Origin of the sequence: Paraburkholderia sp. MM6662-R1 (genome assembly GCF_050436245.1) — a bacterium.
GTDB lineage: Bacteria > Pseudomonadota > Gammaproteobacteria > Burkholderiales > Burkholderiaceae > Paraburkholderia > Paraburkholderia tuberum.
On the sequence record NZ_JBNDLV010000004.1, the window covers coordinates 2692881 to 2710688 of the forward strand.

The following is a 17808-nucleotide window of genomic DNA, read 5'->3' on the forward strand; positions in this document are numbered from 1 at the left end:
TCGGCGACAGTCTCGAGCGCACGCAAACTTCTAAGCGGAGGTTGCCTGATATCGAGACTGTCCGTAATTCTAATAAATCGGCGTGCGTGGCGTCCCCCCGCGCTCATAGTAATACTCGCTCAGGTTGGTTGACTCAAGGGCGATATCCTGGGTGACAGGGGGGCGGATGCACGATATGCCGGAGAACCCCATATGAAACTGATCTTAGCCGTAGACGCACTTGTTCCTCCGCTAACCGGCATTGGTCGTTACGCATTGGAACTGGCAAACCACTACCAGGCTGCGCACCACGAACTTGACGCAATACGGTTTTTCTTCGCCGGCCGGTGGATCGGTGATCCAGCCGAACTCCTGCAACCTGCGATCGCGGGAATGCTTGCCCAGAAGCGCAAGCGGCGCTTCTTGCGCACTCCAAAAAGCTGGCGCCAATGGCTCATGCGACGTGAAATGCGCGGCCACCTGTTTCACTCTCCAAATTACTTCCTGCCGGAGTCGGTGGACAGTGGAATCGTGACGGTGCACGATCTTTCGGTCTTCAAGTATCCCGAGACGCATCCCGCCGCTCGAATCAGACACTTCGAGAGCAGCTTTTCGTCGACGCTAGCGCGTGCTGCCCATGTAATTACCGATTCCGAAGCGACACGTGCCGAAGTCATCGATTATTTTGGCTGGTCTCCTGAGCGCATTACAGCGATCGCCCTAGGTGCGCGGCCGGAATTTCACCATCGAGATGCGTTGTCGCTCGGGACTGCGCTCCACACGTATGGCCTCGTCCATGGCGGATATTCCTTGTGTGTGTCCACGCTGGAACCCCGCAAGCGAATTGATCGTCTACTAGCCGCCTACCTCGATTTGCCGCAGTCAGTGCGTACCCGCTACCCGTTGGTGTTGGCCGGCAGCGCAGGCTGGTTGAGCGACGCGCTGCGTGAACAAATCGAGCAAGGGGAGCGTGAGGGTTGGCTGAGATATTTGGGATTTGTCGACGCGACGTTCTTGCCGTTGCTCTACTCAGGGGCGCGCGCATTTTTATATCCGTCGGTTTACGAGGGATTTGGTCTTCCTGTGCTCGAGGCGATGGCGAGCGGTGTACCCACCTTGACCTCGAACTCTTCGTCGTTGCCTGAGGTTGCGGCCGGTGCGGCCTGGCTTGTCGAGCCCGACAACCATGAAGTGCTGCGTCACGGTATCGAGCAAGTGCTGGGCGATGAAGCGTGGCGTGAGGCCGCCATTACGCGCGGCTTGCAGGTTGCCAGGACGCTGACATGGGAGCGTTGTGCGAAGCGGACGCTAGAGGTGTACCGTCGTTTCGGCTGAATTACCGAGAGCGGTCAAGGTCCGCTATCAACGCCTTGAGTTGTTCGGCGCTCGCGGACCACGTCAATGACTTCATGGTGTGACTGGCGGGTGCGCTGCCGCTGCCTAGCTGGTCTAGCCACTCCGCCAATTGAGGCGCGAGTTCGGCGCCGGTGTTCGCGGCGAAATAGGTCGCGTGTTCGCCTGCGACCTCGCGGAACACGGCGAGGTCGCGGACAAACACGGGCATTCCGTATTTCGCTGCCTCCACCAACGGAAGGCCGAAACCTTCGGCCTCCGATGCCATCACGAGGCCATTGAGTTCAGAATACAATTGCGCGAGTTGGACATCTTTGATATTTGGAAACCAATGCAGGCGCTTGCCAGCCTCGGGATGATTTGTCAGGTGCTCGATGAACGATTCGACATGCCAGCCTTGTTTCCCCGCAATGATCAATGTACTTTCAACTCCGTTTTGCCACAGTAGGTCGAATGCGTCGAGTACCTGCGCGTGACCTTTTCTCGGTTCAATCGTGCCTACCATGAGAACCGACTGATGTCCAAGGTTCGAATTCACGTTAACCCGGTGCGATGAATCCGTAGCCGCGCTGGCGTGGCGGGTCGGGAGGTCGGCTCCAAGATGAAACCATCCGGTGTCAGGTCCGTTTGCAGTCAGGTCGAAGCGCTCCTTCATGCAGCTTCGCACCTCATCCGAAACAGCGCGGGATATGCAAAGCAGGGCGTCCGCGTGAACCGCCAGCGTAGATACCCAATAACGGAACGAGCGAGTTGCGCGTGACGTGAACCAATGAGGGTGCAGCAAAGGTAGTAGGTCGTACACGACGAATGCGCAGCGTACGCCCTTTACTCGCCACTTAAGCAGGTCGAGCTGGCGCCTGGGCGCGATCCGGCTGGACAGGTCGAGCCCGAGAAAAATGTCGCCGTTAAATATTTGAACGTTCTCATCTTCCTCGGGCGACTCGGACGAGGTCAACGACGCAAGATAGCGATTGGCGTAGCGATACGACTGTCTTCTTGTCGCCCTAATAGGCCGAATTTCGAATCCGGGCGGGGGAGCTTCCAGAAGCTGCAGCAATAAGGATCGAACTACGCGCTGAATTCCCGTGCCTGCATCGTGCGAGGCGATGATCGAAACATCGACGAGCAGCTGCCGAGCTGATGTGGGATCGCGTGAGGCGGCAGGCCGGATTGCCATGACCGCACATCGGGCGGTCTTTACCAGGCATGGCAACCACCAGATCGCAGTGAACTGGAGCGCTCGTGCCTTGATTGTCTTTATCAGTTGGGGCAATTGGTTTGCAGCGCTAGCACGCTCAATTTATGCTTTCCTGGTAGAACGCGTAGGCGTCCTGAACCTGTTCGAACGTGTGAAGCTTGCCCTGGACCAGCACCGCGGCGCGGTCGCAATGTTCACGAATGTAACCGGCGTCGTGACTGACAATAATCAATGACCGGTCCCGGCGGCGCTCGAAAAGTTCGTGATGGCACTTCGCATGAAAACGGCTGTCGCCAACAGCGACGATTTCATCGATCAGAAAGCAATCGAATTCGATTGCCATTGAGATGGCAAAGGCGAGGCGTGCGCGCATCCCCGCCGAGTAACTCTTAACGGGTTCTCGCAAGTAATAACCGAGTTCGGAGAACTCCTGAACAAAAGGTTCGGCGGCTTTGGCGTCAGCACCGTACACGCGACAAATAAAACGAAGATTGTCCATCCCGGTCAGGCTGCCCTGAAACGCGCCCCCGAACGCGAGAGGCCAAGACACGCTCATATTGCGGCGGATCTTTCCGGACGTCGGTAGTTCTGCGCCGCTGATCATGCGGATCATCGTTGACTTACCTGCGCCGTTACGTCCGAGGATACCAATTTTCTCGCCGGAGTGGACGCGTAGATTGATCTCGTCGAGGACGCGGCGGCGACCTTGCCGAGTGTGATATTCCTTGCAAACTTCTTTGAGTTCGATCATTCGGGCTCGACTCGCTTGCTAGCGTCTTTTACGAGAAATAGACCTATGAACATCAGGACGAGGTCGCACGCAATCATGTAGCCGATGTCGTAGTGTGGCTTAACCAATGAACCAAAATAGCCGCCTCGAAGCATCTCGGTGCCGTGCACCATTGGCAGAAGCAAAACGATCTTCTGAAACTTCTCTGGCAACCAGTCGACCATGAAGAGGGCGCCTGACAGCGGGAAGAGCAGATACGCTATGGTATGCCAGACACGTTCCACTGTTTCGCTTCGTTCGCTCATGGCACCAATGGCAAATCCGAGCGAACTGCCGAAAACAGCGAGATAAATCCACGCGGCGATTACTAGCGTGATGTCCTGTGGAGGCTTCATTAGCCCGACAGTTACGAAAAGAACTGTCAAGAACACGAAGGACATTGTCGCCCCCGCGATTTCGAGCAGCACCCGTGCCATGAACAAGTCGATCACGCGCACATTGCGGTGATAAAGGAGAGCCTGGTTCGGCAGAATGGCAAGCGCGCAACGATTGGCGCAATTTCGCCAAAGTAAAACGGAAGAATATCCGGTGACGGCGAACGAAGTGATCGGAAGCGTCGATCCGTGCGTCGCTTTGGTGGCCGTCCACAGTGTAAGGACACCAAGCGTAAACATCATCGGCTCAAAGAAGATCCACAGGAAACCGACGTTATGCCGCCCGTATCGAGTCAGAATCTCCCGCATCAAAAGCGCGCCGACGACGCGCATCTGAATTTGCAATGATCTCAGGAAGGGAGTGTCGTGATGCACGGTTTCCGATCCTTAGTCGTGGTGCTCGCGAACGCCCGCAAGGAGGAGACTCAACACTCCCCACACAATCATTCCCAGCGCAAAGACCTCAAAAATCGACTTCAACCGCTTCGGCTCGATCGCCACGTCCGGCGTGTTCGGCTGCACGAGTCGTTCGAGGTAAAGCTGCTTTCGCTGCGCTTCGGCCCGCGCGCTCTCGAGTGCAGCCATGGCGGAGGCCAATTGCTTGTCGGCGAACTGCGAGTCCAGTTGCAGGCGCGCATACACCGCCGCCTTATTCGACAGCGAATTCTTGCCGCCGGTGACGCCACCAGTCGCCGCTTCGATCTGCTTTTCAAGCGTCGCAATGCTGGTCTTGAGTACCGGAATCTGCGGGTTCTGCGGAGCGATCGACTGCAACTGGATCAACTGGGTCTGAGCGGCGAACAGTTGGGTTTGCAGCGCGGTCACCTGCTGCAACTGCAGCGCGGATTGCCGGTCGGGATCGAAGACCGTATACGAATCACGGTAGGTGGCCAAGGCCGCCGCGGCGTCCTTGGCTTTGCCGGCAGCAACATCCACCTGGCTCTGTGCGAACTGAACCGTGTCTGCCGCCGCTCTCGCATTCATCCGGTTGACCAGCCGCTCGCTCATCTCGAGCAGCTTCTCGTTGATTTTTTCCGCGTCGTCGGCGGTATAGCTGCGAACTTGGAGAGTCGTGATTGCCGAGGTCGAATCCAGATCGACCGTGACAATATGCTTGCCGTAGTACTTCCACAACGCTTCGAAACTGCCGTCGAGCCTGCGCGAGAAGTGGCTCAGGAAGTCGCCGTGATTGCCGTATGTATCGGCAATATAGTCGCTCTGGTTCAGTTCTTTAAGCGCGTCGCGCGACTGAATGTAGTCGATCACGGGATACGTGTCGTCCTGTGCCCGCGAGAAACCCGTACCTTGCAGCAGGGCGCCTACCACACTGGTCTGGCTCTGCCGTTGCGCGCTCCGTACCACGAAGCGCGACTCCGAGACATAAACGTCCGACGCAACCAGTCCGAAGTAAGCAATGGCAATCGTGGTTGGCACTACGACAGCCAACGCAAAGAGGCGATTGACTCCCTTGATGCGCTCGACCAGCCCTTTCTTCTTTCCCGAAGGCGGCAGTGCCGCGTTGTTGTTAGATGCAGTTTCCAACGTCTTACCCAACTTAAATAGTTCTTTTCAATTCCCCTGGCAGGCGCCAGGCGAGTCGAGGAAAGAGGCGAGGCACCCGCAAAAGTCCGCAGCCAAGGTCGGCGCAAACGTTTTGCGATAGCCAATACAAATACTTACGCGATTTTTTTGCCGGCACTGCAAACACAGACTATTTTGGCTGTAGTCCTCACACGACAAACGAAGCGCACCTTCACCCGATACAGCTGGGGTCGCCGATTATAGCCACCGAATATAGGGGGCGCCACCCAAGTTCGTCGCCTTCCGACAAATTTCGAAATTTTCCATAGTGTTTCTTATTTTTTACCTCGTAATGTTGTATTCTTCGGTCCTTGCTGAAGACCAGTTGCACAATTCAAACGATACCAAGGTCGCCGGGGACCGAGGACGCATGTATGTCTATGTGTTCTATCGGTAATGCTCGACCTGCCATTAGACGTACTCACATGCACCGTTCCTTCCTCGCCCTGCAAGGCACGGCTTCTCCGTTCTTTAGCCGACTTGCCACAGCGTTGCGCGAGCGCGGCCACGCCGTACGTCGTGTTAATTTCTGCGGCGGAGATCTGTCATACGCCGGCAATAGCGATGCTTGGAATTTTCGCGAACAGATAGGCGAATTATCCGATTGGTATCTCAATAGGGTGAACGCCAGCAGCTTTACCGACATAATAATGTTCGGTGACTGTCGTGAAATACATCGCCCGATGCACCCAATCGCACAAACCCACGGCCTGCGCGTCCACGTTTTCGAAGAAGGCTACGTCCGCCCGCATTGGCTGACGCTGGAAAAACATGGCGTAAACGGCCGCTCGCAATTACCGGGCGATCCCGCGTGGTATCTCGACCAACGCCGTTTCACGCCGCCGAGCCCCGTCGGTCATCCCACCGGCTATAACCTCTACGAACGCGCGTTTCACGACATCCGTTACCGCAACGCCAACACGCTATTCGCATTGCGCTTTCCGCATTACCGCAGCCATCGTCCGAGAAACGGCTTCTTCGAATACGCGGGACTGGCCGCGCGCGCATTGCGCCAACGCAAACATCAACAAGATTCCGACCAAGTCACTCGCGACCTGCTCGAAGCCGGCCACCCGTATTACATCTTCCCGCTGCAGCTGAATTCGGACGCGCAGATCGTCGTCCATTCGCCGTTCGACAGCGTGCGCGAAGCTATCGCAAAAGTACTGACTTCGTTCGCGCGTCACGCGCCGGCCGACAGTTGGCTCGTGATCAAGAACCATCCGCTCGACACCGGCCTGATCGACTACCGCCGTCACGCTGAGCAACTCGCGCGCGAGCTCGGCATCGTCGAGCGAATGCGTTTCATCGACGCAGGCCATCTGCCGACGCTGCTCGACCACGCGCGCGGCACCGTCGTGGTGAACAGCACGGTCGGTTTGTCTGCGCTGCATCACCGTCGTCCGTTGATCGCGCTGGGCACTGCGATTTACAGCATGCCGGGCCTCACCTGGCAGGGCTCGCTCGACGACTTCTGGCAGCACGGCGAGGCACCGGACATGAATCTGTACCAAGCCTTTCTGGACTACGTCGTCCACCACACCCAGATCAACGGCGACTTCTACACTCGCACCGGCATCGCGATGGCCACAGCCGGCGCGGTGCAACGCCTCGAGGCGGCCGCGCATGCGTAACGCGGCCCCGCGCCACATCGTCATCACCGGCGCGAGCGCGGGGCTCGGCCGCGCGCTCGCGCTGGCTTACGCGGCGCCGGGCGTAGTGCTCGGACTGATAGGCCGCGACGCCGGGCGCCTCGAAGCATCGGCGCAAGCGTGCCGCGCAAAAGGTGCAACGGTGAAAACGGGCCAGATCGACGTGCGCAACGCCAAGGCGATGCAAACTTGGCTGCACGATTTCGACGACGCTCATCCCGTTGATCTGCTAATCGCCAACGCCGGCGCAGCCAGCACGCTCGCATCGTCCCAGGACTGGGAAGAACTCGAACGCACGGCCGCGATCGTCGACACCAATTTCTACGGCGCGATGCATGCGGTTCTGCCCGTCATCGCTCGCATGCGCCCACGCAGAAAAGGTCAAATCGCGCTAATAAGCTCGCTCGCCGCACTGCGCGGCATGGCGATTTCGCCGGCCTATTGCGCGAGCAAGTCGGCGATCAAAGCCTATGGCGACTCGGTGCGTCCAATCCTGTCGCGCGACGGCATCCGCATATCGGTCGTGCTGCCGGGTTTCGTGAAGACCTCAATGAGCGACGTATTTCCCGGCGACAAACCGTTCCTCTGGTCAGCGGACAAAGCCGCGCAGCACATCCAGCGCAAACTGAAAAACGGCCGCGCGGAAATCGCTTTCCCCAGCTTGCTCGCTTTCGGCATGCGTCTTCTGCCGTTGCTGCCCGCGGTTCTCGCCGATGCGATTCTCGGCGGCCTGTCCTATCTGCCACGCGAGGAGCGTTGAATGGACGCGACGCTCGTGCTCAGTTTCGCGGCCGCAGCCGGCCTCGCGCTTCTGCCTGAGGCGATTGCGCTGCCGCGCGCGTCATTGCGTCGCTCGCCGGTTGCGTTCGCGTTGCACATCGCCGCTATCGCGTTCATCTGTTTGTGCATGTTGCTGATCACGGGGCGCGTGAGGTTCTCGGCATGCGTCGCGATCGCGCTGGTCGCGCTGCTTGCCGGCGTGAGCAATGCCAAATACACGTCGCTGCATGAGCCATTCGTCTTCACCGACCTGAGTCTCTTCAGTCAGCTTTTCGCGCATCCGCGTCTGTATTTGCCGTTTGTCAGCATGCGCACGCTGGCGGCAATTGTCGTCGGCATCGTCATGGTGGCCGCAGGCTTCATCGCGGATAAGCCGCTTGCGCAAAGGCCAATCGGTGCGCTTCTGATCGCTGCGTGCGCGTGCCTCGCAGCAGCCTACCTCTGCGCCGCACGCTTGCCGCTTGAGCTAATCGCCGTCGACGATCAGAAGCGTCACGGCTTCTTCGCTGTCTTCGTCGCCTATCTGCTGAACGGAATGAAGCTGGCCACGTCGCGTCAATTGCGCGACGCATTGGCCGCCGGTCCTTTCGCGAGCGGTGTGCCGCAATCGGCACCCGACGTGATCCTGATCCAGAGCGAGTCGTTCTTCGACGCGCGGCGTCTTTCCGCGTCGATCGATCCGTCGATCCTGAGCCACTTCGACAGCGCGCGCCGCGAGTCGATCCAGCACGGCGAACTGGCAGTGCCCGCATGGGGCGCGAATACGATGCGCACGGAGTTCGCGGTGCTGACCGGCGTCGACCAGACGCAACTCGGCTATGCGCGTTTCTATCCGTACGCGTTCGTGCGGCGCGCGTGCGCGTCGCTCGCGTCATGGTTCAAGCACGGCGGCTACCAGACGCAGGTGATCCACCCGTACTACGCGGATTTCTTCGGCCGCGCGCGGGCCTTCAAACATTTGCAGATCGACCGTTTCGTCGACATCGCCGCATTCGCCGACGCGCCGCGCGCGGGGCCGTACGTGTCCGACTTGGCGGTCGCGGACGCGATCGTCGAAGCACTCGACGCGCCACGCGACAAACCCGCGTTCATCTTCTCGATGACGATGGAAAACCACGGCCCGCTGCATCTGGAATCGGTCGAGGCAGGCGAGGGCGCCGCGTTCCACGCGCTCGGCGACGACGCGCGCTGGCGCGATCTGACCGCCTACCTGCGCCACCTCGCCAACGCCGACGCGATGCTCGGCCGGCTGCTCGCCGTGCTGCGCGCGCGCCGCCGCGACACGGTGCTGTGTTTTTACGGCGATCACGTGCCGGCGCTGCCGCATGTGTACGCCGGGCTCGGCTGCGAACCGTCGCGCAGCGACTACTTCATCTGGCGCAATTACGGTGACGCGCCCGCTACCCGCAAAGATCTGTGCGCCGAGCAACTCGGCGTTGCCCTCGTTCGGACTCTCGAGCCGGCCATGCCGCGCGGGACGCCGGCGCGCACGCTGCACCCAACAACAGAATGATGACCAAACAGATTGCTATTGTGGGGATGGCTTGCCGCTTCCCCGGCCATGTCCAAGGGCCCGACGATTTCTGGGCGCTGCTGCGCGACGAAAAAGATGCGGTGACCGAGGTGCCGGCCGAGCGTTTCGGCACGGAGTTTTATCAGCATCCGTCCAAGCGTGAAGCGGGCAAGAGCTATACGTTCTCCGCCGGCGTGCTCGACGACGTCGCGGGTTTCGACGCGGCCTTCTTCGGCATCTCACCGCGCGAAGCGCAGCAGATGGACCCGCAGCAGCGCCTCCTGCTCGAACTCGCATGGGAAACCTTCGAGGATGCGGGCGTGCGTCCGCGCGACATGGAAGGCAGTCATTGCGCGGTCTACGTCGGCGTCGCGAGTCCGGACTACGGCAATCGTTTCGTCGATGACCTGAACGCGGTCGATCCGTATTCGGCAACCGGCAACACGCTGAGCATCGCGTCGAACCGGCTGTCGTATCTGTTCGACCTGCGCGGGCCGAGCGTGTCGGTGGATACCGCGTGCTCGTCGTCGCTGGTCGCGCTGCATCAGGCGTGTCAGGCGTTGCAGGCGGGCGACGCCGAGACGGCGCTGGCGGGCGGCGCCAATCTGCTGCTGCATCCGTTCGGCTTCGTGACCTTCTCGAAGGCGTCGATGCTGTCGCCGCGCGGCCGATGCCGTGCGTTCGACGCGAGCGGCGACGGTTACGTCCGCTCGGAAGGCGGCGCGCTCGTGATGCTGAAGACGCTGGAGCGCGCGTTGGCCGACGGCGATACGATCCACGCGGTGATCGCCGGTTCGGGCGTCAACTCGGACGGCTATTCGCAAGGCGGCATCAGCGTGCCGGGCGCGGCCACCCAGGCGGCGTTGCTGCGTACCGTGTACGACCGCGCGGGTGTCGATCCGCGTTCGCTCGCCTATCTCGAAGCGCATGGCACGGGCACGGCGGTCGGCGATCCGATCGAAGCGCGCGCGTTGATGGAAGTCGCGTCGGCGGGGCGGCCGGTCGATCGGCCGTTGCTGATCGGCTCGGTGAAGACCAACGTCGGCCACCTTGAAACCGCGTCGGGCATGGCGGGGTTGATCAAGGCGATCCTGTGCCTGAAACACCGCGCCGTGCCGAAGACGCTGCATTTCGAAACGCCCAATCCGGCGATCGATTTCGTCGGCGGCCGGCTGCGCGTCGTGGATCGGTTGACACCGCTCGACGGTGGCGACGAGCCGCTCGTGATCGGCGTCAACTCGTTTGGCTTCGGCGGCACGAATGCGCATATCGTGCTGCGCGAGGCGCCGGTAGCAACGATAGCCGCTGCTACCGCTGCTGCCGCTATTCAAGCCCAAAGCGAAACGGCGTCCCTGTTGCCGCTGATCCTGTCGACCCGCTCCGCAGCCGCGCTGCCGGAACTTGCGGCACGCTATCTGTCATCGCTCGACAACGGGGCGCCGTGGAACACGCTGGCTGCCAACGCGGCGCATCGGCGGCAATGGCTCAAGCAGCGCGCGATCGTCGCGCCGTCGACGCTGTCCGAAGCACGCGCGGCACTCGGCGCGCTGGCCGCGCCGACGCCCGATCAAACGGAAGCGGCACTGGTGCAAGGCGATGCGCCCGGCGACGACACCCGTCTCGCGCTGGTGTTTTCCGGCAACGGCTCACAGTGGGCCGGCATGGGCAAGCAGTTGCTCGAACAGGAACCGGTGTTCAGCGCCGCGCTCGATGAACTCGACGCGTTCTGGCGCGCCGACGGCAGTGCGTCGCTGGTCGATGTGCTGCGCGAAGGCGTGAGCGCAGAGCGTCTCGCGGCAACCGAGCACTCGCAGCCATTGCTGTTCGCGATTCAAGTCGGCGTGGTGCGCGTGCTCGAAGCACGCGGCCTCGGCTATGACGTGTGCGTCGGCCACAGCGTCGGCGAAGTCGCGGCGGCGTGGGCGTCGGGCGCATTGACGCTGGCGCAGGCCGTGCACGTGATCAAGATTCGCAGCCGTGCTCAGGCCGGCACGCGCGGTACGGGCCGGATGGCCGCCGCCGGTCTCGGCGAAACCGCGATGCGCGCACTGATGGTGCAATCGGGCGTGGACGCCGCGGTGGAAATCGCGGGCGTGAACAGCCCGCAAGCGGTCACGCTGGCCGGCCCGCTCGAAGCGTTGCAGGCGCTCGAAGCCGCGGTCAAGGACAGCGGCCGCTTCTTCCAGATGCTGGAGCTCGATTACGCGTTCCACAGCCGTCAGATGGACCCGATCGCACTCGACGTGCTGACGGGTCTCGCGGATCTCGCGCCAAGCGCCGCCGTATGCAGCTTCGTGTCGACGGTGACGGGCACTGAATTCGCGGGCACCGAACTCGACGCGCATTACTGGTGGCGCAATATTCGCGAGCCGGTTCGTTTCGGCGATGCGGTAGCGCAGATCGCGCAAATGGGCGTGCGTCTATTCCTCGAAATCGGCCCGCATTCGATTTTGCGCACCTACGTGACGCAAACGCTCGACGACGCGCGCGTCGTCGGCCGCTCGTTGCCGACGCTCAAGCGCAATCACGACAGCGCGCAGACGTTGGATCACGCGATCTACGCGATGATCGCGAACGGCGCGCGCGTCGACGCCGAATGCTTTGCGCCGCTCAGCGCACGCGTGCCGCTGCCGTCCTATCCGTGGCAGCACGAACGCTATTGGCTCGGACCCACCCCCGAGGCGTACAACCTGGTCAATCGGCGCCGCGAACATCCGCTGCTCGGTTATCGTCTGCGTGAACATGCGCTCGCGTGGGAGAACCAGCTCGATCCCGCCGGCTTGCCGCTGCTCGCCGATCACGTGGTCGACGGCGGCGCGGCGTTCCCGGGCGCGGGCTACGTCGAGATGGCGCTGGCCGCCGCGCGCGTGCATTTCGGCACGGCAAGCTGCGCGCTCGAGAACCTCGAAATCCGTTTGCCGGTGGTGTTCCAGCCGCAGCATTCGAAGCTGTTCCGCTTCACCGTCGACGTGCGCACCGCGAGCTTCACGATCGAAACCCGCGAGCGCATGTCCGACGAAGCGTGGTCGCTGAACGTCACCGGCCGTTTGCTTGCGAGCGGCTGTGCACTGGGCACGGACGCCGAAGCGGCCATGCTGCCGGCCACGACGCTGGCCAATCTGCTCGCTCGACCGGCGATGCCAGGCGACACGCTGTATGAAAACACCACCGCCATTGGCCTGAGCTACGGGCCGGCGTTCCAATGGGTGCGCTCGGTGCACGTCGATGCCGACGCCGACATCGCGCTCGCTGAAGTGGCCATGCCCGCGGTGCTCGCGCAATCCGCTACGGCCACCGACGCGTATGCATTGCATCCGGCGCTGATGGACAGCGGCTTTCATCCGCTGTTTGCGCTGCTCGCTTCGCCGCGCCATGGCGAGATCGAGCATGCGGCTTATGTGCCGGTGCAACTGGGCCGCATCGACTATCTGCGCGGCGACGCGATTTGCTATGTGCTCGCGCGCATCGAGCGGCGCAGCCCGCATTCGGTCGTCGCATCGTTCGAATTCGCCGACGCGCAGGGCGCGGTCGTCGCGCGTCTGAGCGCCTGCCGGTTCCGTCGCGTCGATCTGCTGAGCCGGCGCCAGCAGGCGCCTGGACGCTATATGTATATCGTCGAAGCGAAGCCGCTTGCCGCCGATGTCAACGCGCACGCGTTGCCCACGGCCGCCGCGTTGCTGGCCGATGCGACGAGCGTGCTCGCCGTGCAGGAAGACGAAGCGCGCCGGCACACGCATCTGACCGAGATGCTGCCGCTTCTCGACGTGCTTGCCGGCGCGTACGCGTTGCAGGCGCTCGACGCGCTCGACGTGTTCGCGCAGCCGGCGCTGCCCGATTGCGCGCATCCGGCGTTGCTTGCGCGGCTCGTGCAGATCGTCGTCGAAGATGGTCTCGCGCGGCGCGAGGGCACCCGCCTCGTGCGCGACGACGCCTGCGCGAACCTGCCCGCCATCGACGAGCTGTGGCGCGAACTGCTCGCGCAATCGCCCGCGCACGTGGCCGAGCTGACGCTGCTCGCGCATTGCGGCGCGGCGTTGCCTGCCGTGCTGCGCGGCGAAGTGAGTGGCGCACAGATTCTGCCGCCGTCGCGCAGCAGCCTCGTCGAGCATTTCTTCGAAGCGTCGCCGACGTGGACGCACGCCAATGCGCTGACCGGTGCGTGTCTGCATCGCGCGATCGAAAGCTGGAGTGAGCCGCGCCGTCTGCGCGTGCTCGAACTCGATTCGCCGCTCACCGACGTGCTGCAACCGCTCGCGATCCACGTGCCGGTCTCGCGTTGCGATTACACGATCGCGGGAACGCGCGAGCAGTTGAGCGGCTTCGACACGACTGAGCATCCGTCGCTCCATATCGCGACTGTCAGAATTCGGCGATGCGCCGCGTCTCGTTGGCGTCGACGCGGGCGAGCGCTACGACGTCGTGGTCGCGAGTCACGTGCTCGCCGGGCAAAGCGAGCCGCGCGCGCTGCTCGCCGCGTTGCGCGGCTGGCTCGCGCCGGGCGCACTGGTGGTGATCGCGGAGCCGCGCAACAGCCGTTTCGCGGATCTGGTGTTCGATCTCGACGCGGACGCCGCGCATGCCAACGCGCGGCGCGCGGCGTGGCTGTCGCCGCAGGCGCTGACGCAACTGCTCGAACAGGCTGGCTTCGAACAGATCGCGCGCCATACGGAGCACGGGCTCGACCTCGAAGGCGCGCCGACGCTGCTGGTAGCGCGGGCGCCGCTTGAAGTGGCTGGGAACGATGCGGCGGGCGCGACTCAGGCGAGCACGTCGCCTGCGCATTGGTCGTTGCTGTACGCGACGTCCGACGCGATCGACGACACGCTGAGCACAGCGCTGCGAGCCGCCGGCCACACGACGTCGAGCACGACACTTCAGGCATTGCGTCACGATATGAGCAAGCTGGCCGCGCCAGCCGGGGGTGGGCAGCACATCGCGCATCACGTGGTGTTCGTTGCACCCGATCAGCCGTTGTCCGCCGACGCGGACGGCGCCGAAGTGATGCACGCGCAGCGGCAGACCACGCTCGCGCTCGCACAGCTCGTGCGCGACCTCGCGGTGGCGTCGAACGAAATGCGCCCGCAACTGTGGATCGTCACGCGCGGCGGCGCGCCGGTCGCGACGCCGTTCGTGGATGCCGCGTCTCTGCGTCCCGAGCAGGGCGCGCTGTGGGGGCTCGCGCGCGTGCTGGCCAACGAGCATCCCGAACTATCGTGCCGTCTGATCGATGTGTGCGCGACGCAAGCCGACGCGGGCGCGCTGCTCGCGCGCGAACTGCTTGCGTCCGACGGCGAGGAAGAAGTCCTGCTGACGCCGCGCGGCCGCTACGTGACGCGTATGCTGCCCACCCCGAACGCGGCGCTGCGCGACATCGCGGCCGAGCCGCTGCGTGCGCGCAACGAAGCGGCGGTGCTCGGTTTCGCGTCGCCGGGTTCGTTGCGCAACCTCGAATGGTTCCCGTTGCCGCAGAGCGAGCTCGCTGCGGATGAGGTCGAGATCGAACCGGCCGCGACGGGCCTCAATTTCCGCGACGTGATGTACGCGATGGGCCTGCTGTCCGACGAGGCCGTCGAAAACGGCTTCGCGGGTGCGACGGTCGGCATGGAGCTGTCCGGGCGCGTCGTACGCGTCGGCCGCGACGTGCAGCGTTTCGCGGCGGGCGATGCGGTGCTCGGCTTCGCGCCGGCGTCGTTCGCGAGCCGAGTGCGCACGAAAGCGGAAGCGATTGCGCTCAAGCCCGCGCGTCTGACGTTCGAGGAAGCGGCGACCGTGCCGACGACGTTCTTCACCGCGTACTACGCGCTGTGCGAGCTCGCGCGTCTGCGCCGTGGCGAACGGGTGCTCGTGCACGGCGCGGCGGGCGGCGTCGGGATCGCGGCGATCCAGCTCGCGCGGCATCTCGGCGCGGAAGTGTTCGCGACCGCGGGCAGCCGCGAGAAGCGCGAGTTCGTGCGTCTGCTCGGCGCCGATCATGTGTTCGATTCGCGCAGCCTCGCATTCGCCGATCAAATCCGCGAGCGCACGCAAGGTGCCGGCATCGACATCGTGCTCAATTCGCTGGCCGGCGAAGCGATGGTACGCAGCATCGACACGCTGCGTCCGTTCGGCCGTTTCCTCGAACTCGGCAAGCGCGATTTCTATGAAAACAGCCGCATCGGTTTGCGGCCATTCCGTAACAACATCAGCTATTTCGGCATCGATGCGGACCAGTTGATGAGCGCGTTGCCGGGGCTGACCGCGCGTCTGTTCGAAGACGTGATGCGGCTGTTCGCGGACGGTGTGCTGCATCCGCTGCCGTATCGCGCGTTCCCGGCCGAGCGCGTCGAGGAAGCGTTCCGCCATATGCAGCAGGCGCGGCAGATCGGCAAAATTCTGGTCACGTATCCGGCCGGCACGCCGAGCCCCGCGCGTTCGGCGCAAGCCAGCGCGACGCTGCGACTCGATCCGGCGGCCGCGTATCTGATCGTCGGCGGCACGGGCGGGCTTGGCTTTGCGAGTGCACGCTGGATGATGTCGCGCGGCGCGCGTCATCTGGTGCTCGTGAGCCGCTCCGGCACGCTCGCGCCCGAACTGGCCGAAGAAACCGCACGCTGGCGCGCAAGCAACGGCACCGAAGTGCGCACGGTCGCCTGCGACGTGACCGACGCGGCCGCGCTCGATGCGTTGCTCGCCGACCTCGCGCAACGCGGCACACCGTTGAAGGGCGTGCTGCATTCGGCGATGGTGATCGACGACGGTCTCGTGCGCAATCTCGACGACGAGCGCTTTGCCGCCGTGCTCGCGCCGAAGGTGGCGGGCGCGTGGAACCTGCATCGCGCGACGCGTGACCTGCCGCTCGATTTCTTCGTGGTCTATTCGTCGGCGACGACCTTCCTTGGCAATCCGGGGCAGTCGAGCTACGTCGCGGCCAACAGCTTCCTCGAAGCGCTGATCGCGCAGCGGCGCGCGGCCGGTTTGCCAGGCACCTGCATGGCATGGGGTCCGCTCGACGACGTCGGCTTCCTCGCGCGCAACGCGGAAACACGTGAAGCGCTGCAGGCGCGGATCGGCGGTGTGTCGATCAGCTCGGCCGAAGCGATGGCCGCGCTCGAACGCGCGCTCGTCGCGATGCATGCGGGCGAGGCGGTGGTGCGGCTCGATTGGCACGCCCTTGCGCTCGGCATGCCGGCGGCGCGCGCGCATCGCTATACCGAGCTGCAGACGCGCGGCAGTCACGAACCGGCGCCTCAGGGCAGCGTGCAGATGCGCGAGCAGATCGCGGCGATGGCGTTCGACGATGCGCAGCGATTGGTGGAGGAGACGCTGCAGGCGCAGATCGCGCGCATTCTGCACATGTCGCCGGAGAAGATCGAAACCGGCCGCTCGATTCTCGACATGGGCATGGATTCGCTGATGGGCATGGAACTCGGCATGGCCGTCGAAGAGCGCTTCGAGGTCAAGCTGTCGATCATGACGATGGCCGAGGGCGCGACCGTGCATTCGCTCGCGCAACGGATCGTCGAGTCGATCCAGACGCAGGATGAGGCCGCCGAGCCGAACGGCGCCGCCGCGCAGATGGCGGCGCAGGTCGCGGCAGTCGCCGCGCAACATGCGCTTGATGTGGGTGCCAACGCGCTGGCCGACGTGGCGGATGCGCTGTCCGCTCAGTCGAGCGCGACGGAGCCCGTCTAATGCGCGCGCCCGCAGGCTGGAGTCATCGGGAGGGGACGCTCGCACGCGTGCTGACGGTGAGCGGTCACGGCTTGCACACGGGCCGGCGCGTGAACGTGCGGATCCTGCCGGGCACGGCGAACAGTTCGCGCGGCATCGCGTTCAGGCGCATGCAGCAGGGTCGCGTGCTGGCCGAATTCGCGGTGAGTCCCGCGTTGCGGCGCGGGCAGCCGCTGTGCACGATGCTCGAATCGGCCGATGGTGTGCGCGTGCGCACTGTCGAGCATCTGCTGGCTTCGCTGCTAACGTGCGAAATCGATCGCGCGACGATCGAGCTCGATGCCGAGGAGGTACCGATTCTCGACGGCAGCGCGCAACCTTGGCTTGACGAGATTCGCGCGTGCGGACGCATCGAGCTACCGCATGCGAAGCGCTTCATTCGCGTGCTGCGGCCCGTGAAGATCGCCGACGGCGCCGGCACGCGCGACGAACGCAGAATGTCGATCGAACCGGCAGCCGCCTATGAATTGAGTGTGCGCAACGATCTGAAGGGCTTCGGCGAATTGCGCTGGGACGGCGCGCTGACGCCGGCGAGCTTTGCCGGCGAGATCGCGCCGTCGCGCTCGTATGGACGCGTCAAGTGGGCGATCCCGGCGATCGCGGGGGGCTACGTGCGCGGCACGCCGATTCTGCGCGGCGCGCGCCTGTCGTGTACGGCGGCGATCGTCGGCAATCGGGTGCTCGGCGGCATGCGCGTGCCCGACGAGTTCGTGCGGCACCGCGTGCTCGATCTGGTCGGCGACATGGCGATGGCCGGCGCGCCATTGCTGGGCCGCGTGAGCGCGTTGCGGCCGAGTCACGAAATGAACTACCGGCTCGTCGCCGCGCTGCTCGCGGATCGCGACGCGTGGGAATGGGCCGAATTCGCGAGCTGAACG

At 63.5% G+C, this 17808-nt stretch carries 9 protein-coding genes and 1 pseudogene; 6 read left to right on the plus strand and 4 right to left on the minus strand.

The window, feature by feature from the left end; translation table 11 throughout:
- Positions 1-192: 192 nt before the first annotated feature.
- Positions 193-1314 (plus strand): glycosyltransferase family 4 protein, encoded by a 1122-nt coding sequence (locus tag OKW39_RS42230; RefSeq protein WP_429565391.1) that lies wholly within the window; start codon positions 193-195, stop codon positions 1312-1314.
- Position 1315: 1 nt separating this feature from the next.
- On the opposite strand, the gene OKW39_RS42235 is transcribed toward OKW39_RS42230, so the two are convergent.
- The 4 genes from OKW39_RS42235 to OKW39_RS42250 form a co-directional block, all read right to left on the minus strand.
- Entirely contained in the window at positions 1316-2509 is a 1194-nt protein-coding gene (locus tag OKW39_RS42235; protein WP_429565392.1) for a glycosyltransferase family 4 protein, read from the minus strand.
- A gap of 118 nt (positions 2510-2627) precedes the next feature.
- The gene (locus OKW39_RS42240) at positions 2628-3281 is read right to left on the minus strand and encodes an ABC transporter ATP-binding protein (RefSeq protein WP_429565393.1); all 654 of its coding nucleotides are present in this window, start codon (positions 3279-3281) and stop codon (positions 2628-2630) included.
- Entirely contained in the window at positions 3278-4027 is a 750-nt protein-coding gene (locus OKW39_RS42245; RefSeq protein ID WP_429565513.1) for an ABC transporter permease, read from the minus strand. The genes OKW39_RS42240 and OKW39_RS42245 overlap by 4 nt, the downstream gene beginning before the upstream one ends.
- 54 nt (positions 4028-4081) lie before the next feature.
- Entirely contained in the window at positions 4082-5206 is a 1125-nt protein-coding gene (locus OKW39_RS42250) for a hypothetical protein (protein ID WP_429565514.1), read from the minus strand.
- Positions 5207-5700: 494 nt separating this feature from the next.
- Here OKW39_RS42250 and OKW39_RS42255 point away from each other — a divergent pair, with 494 nt between their 5' ends.
- From OKW39_RS42255 to OKW39_RS42275, 5 genes and pseudogenes are all read left to right on the plus strand, one after another.
- Positions 5701-6909: a capsule biosynthesis protein gene (locus tag OKW39_RS42255; protein WP_429565515.1), complete on the plus strand. Its 1209-nt coding sequence runs from the start codon at positions 5701-5703 to the stop codon at positions 6907-6909.
- Entirely contained in the window at positions 6902-7687 is a 786-nt protein-coding gene (locus OKW39_RS42260; protein ID WP_429565394.1) for an SDR family NAD(P)-dependent oxidoreductase, read from the plus strand. The genes OKW39_RS42255 and OKW39_RS42260 overlap by 8 nt, the downstream gene beginning before the upstream one ends.
- A complete protein-coding gene (locus OKW39_RS42265) occupies positions 7688-9220 on the plus strand; it encodes an LTA synthase family protein (RefSeq protein ID WP_429565395.1) in 1533 nt (510 codons plus the stop codon).
- Positions 9220-16891 (plus strand): annotated as a pseudogene (locus OKW39_RS42270) (SDR family NAD(P)-dependent oxidoreductase). The gene OKW39_RS42265 and the pseudogene OKW39_RS42270 overlap by 1 nt, the downstream one beginning before the upstream one ends.
- Positions 16891-17805: a UDP-3-O-acyl N-acetylglycosamine deacetylase gene (locus OKW39_RS42275; RefSeq protein ID WP_429565396.1), complete on the plus strand. Its 915-nt coding sequence runs from the start codon at positions 16891-16893 to the stop codon at positions 17803-17805. The pseudogene OKW39_RS42270 and the gene OKW39_RS42275 overlap by 1 nt, the downstream one beginning before the upstream one ends.
- Positions 17806-17808 lie beyond the last annotated feature (3 nt).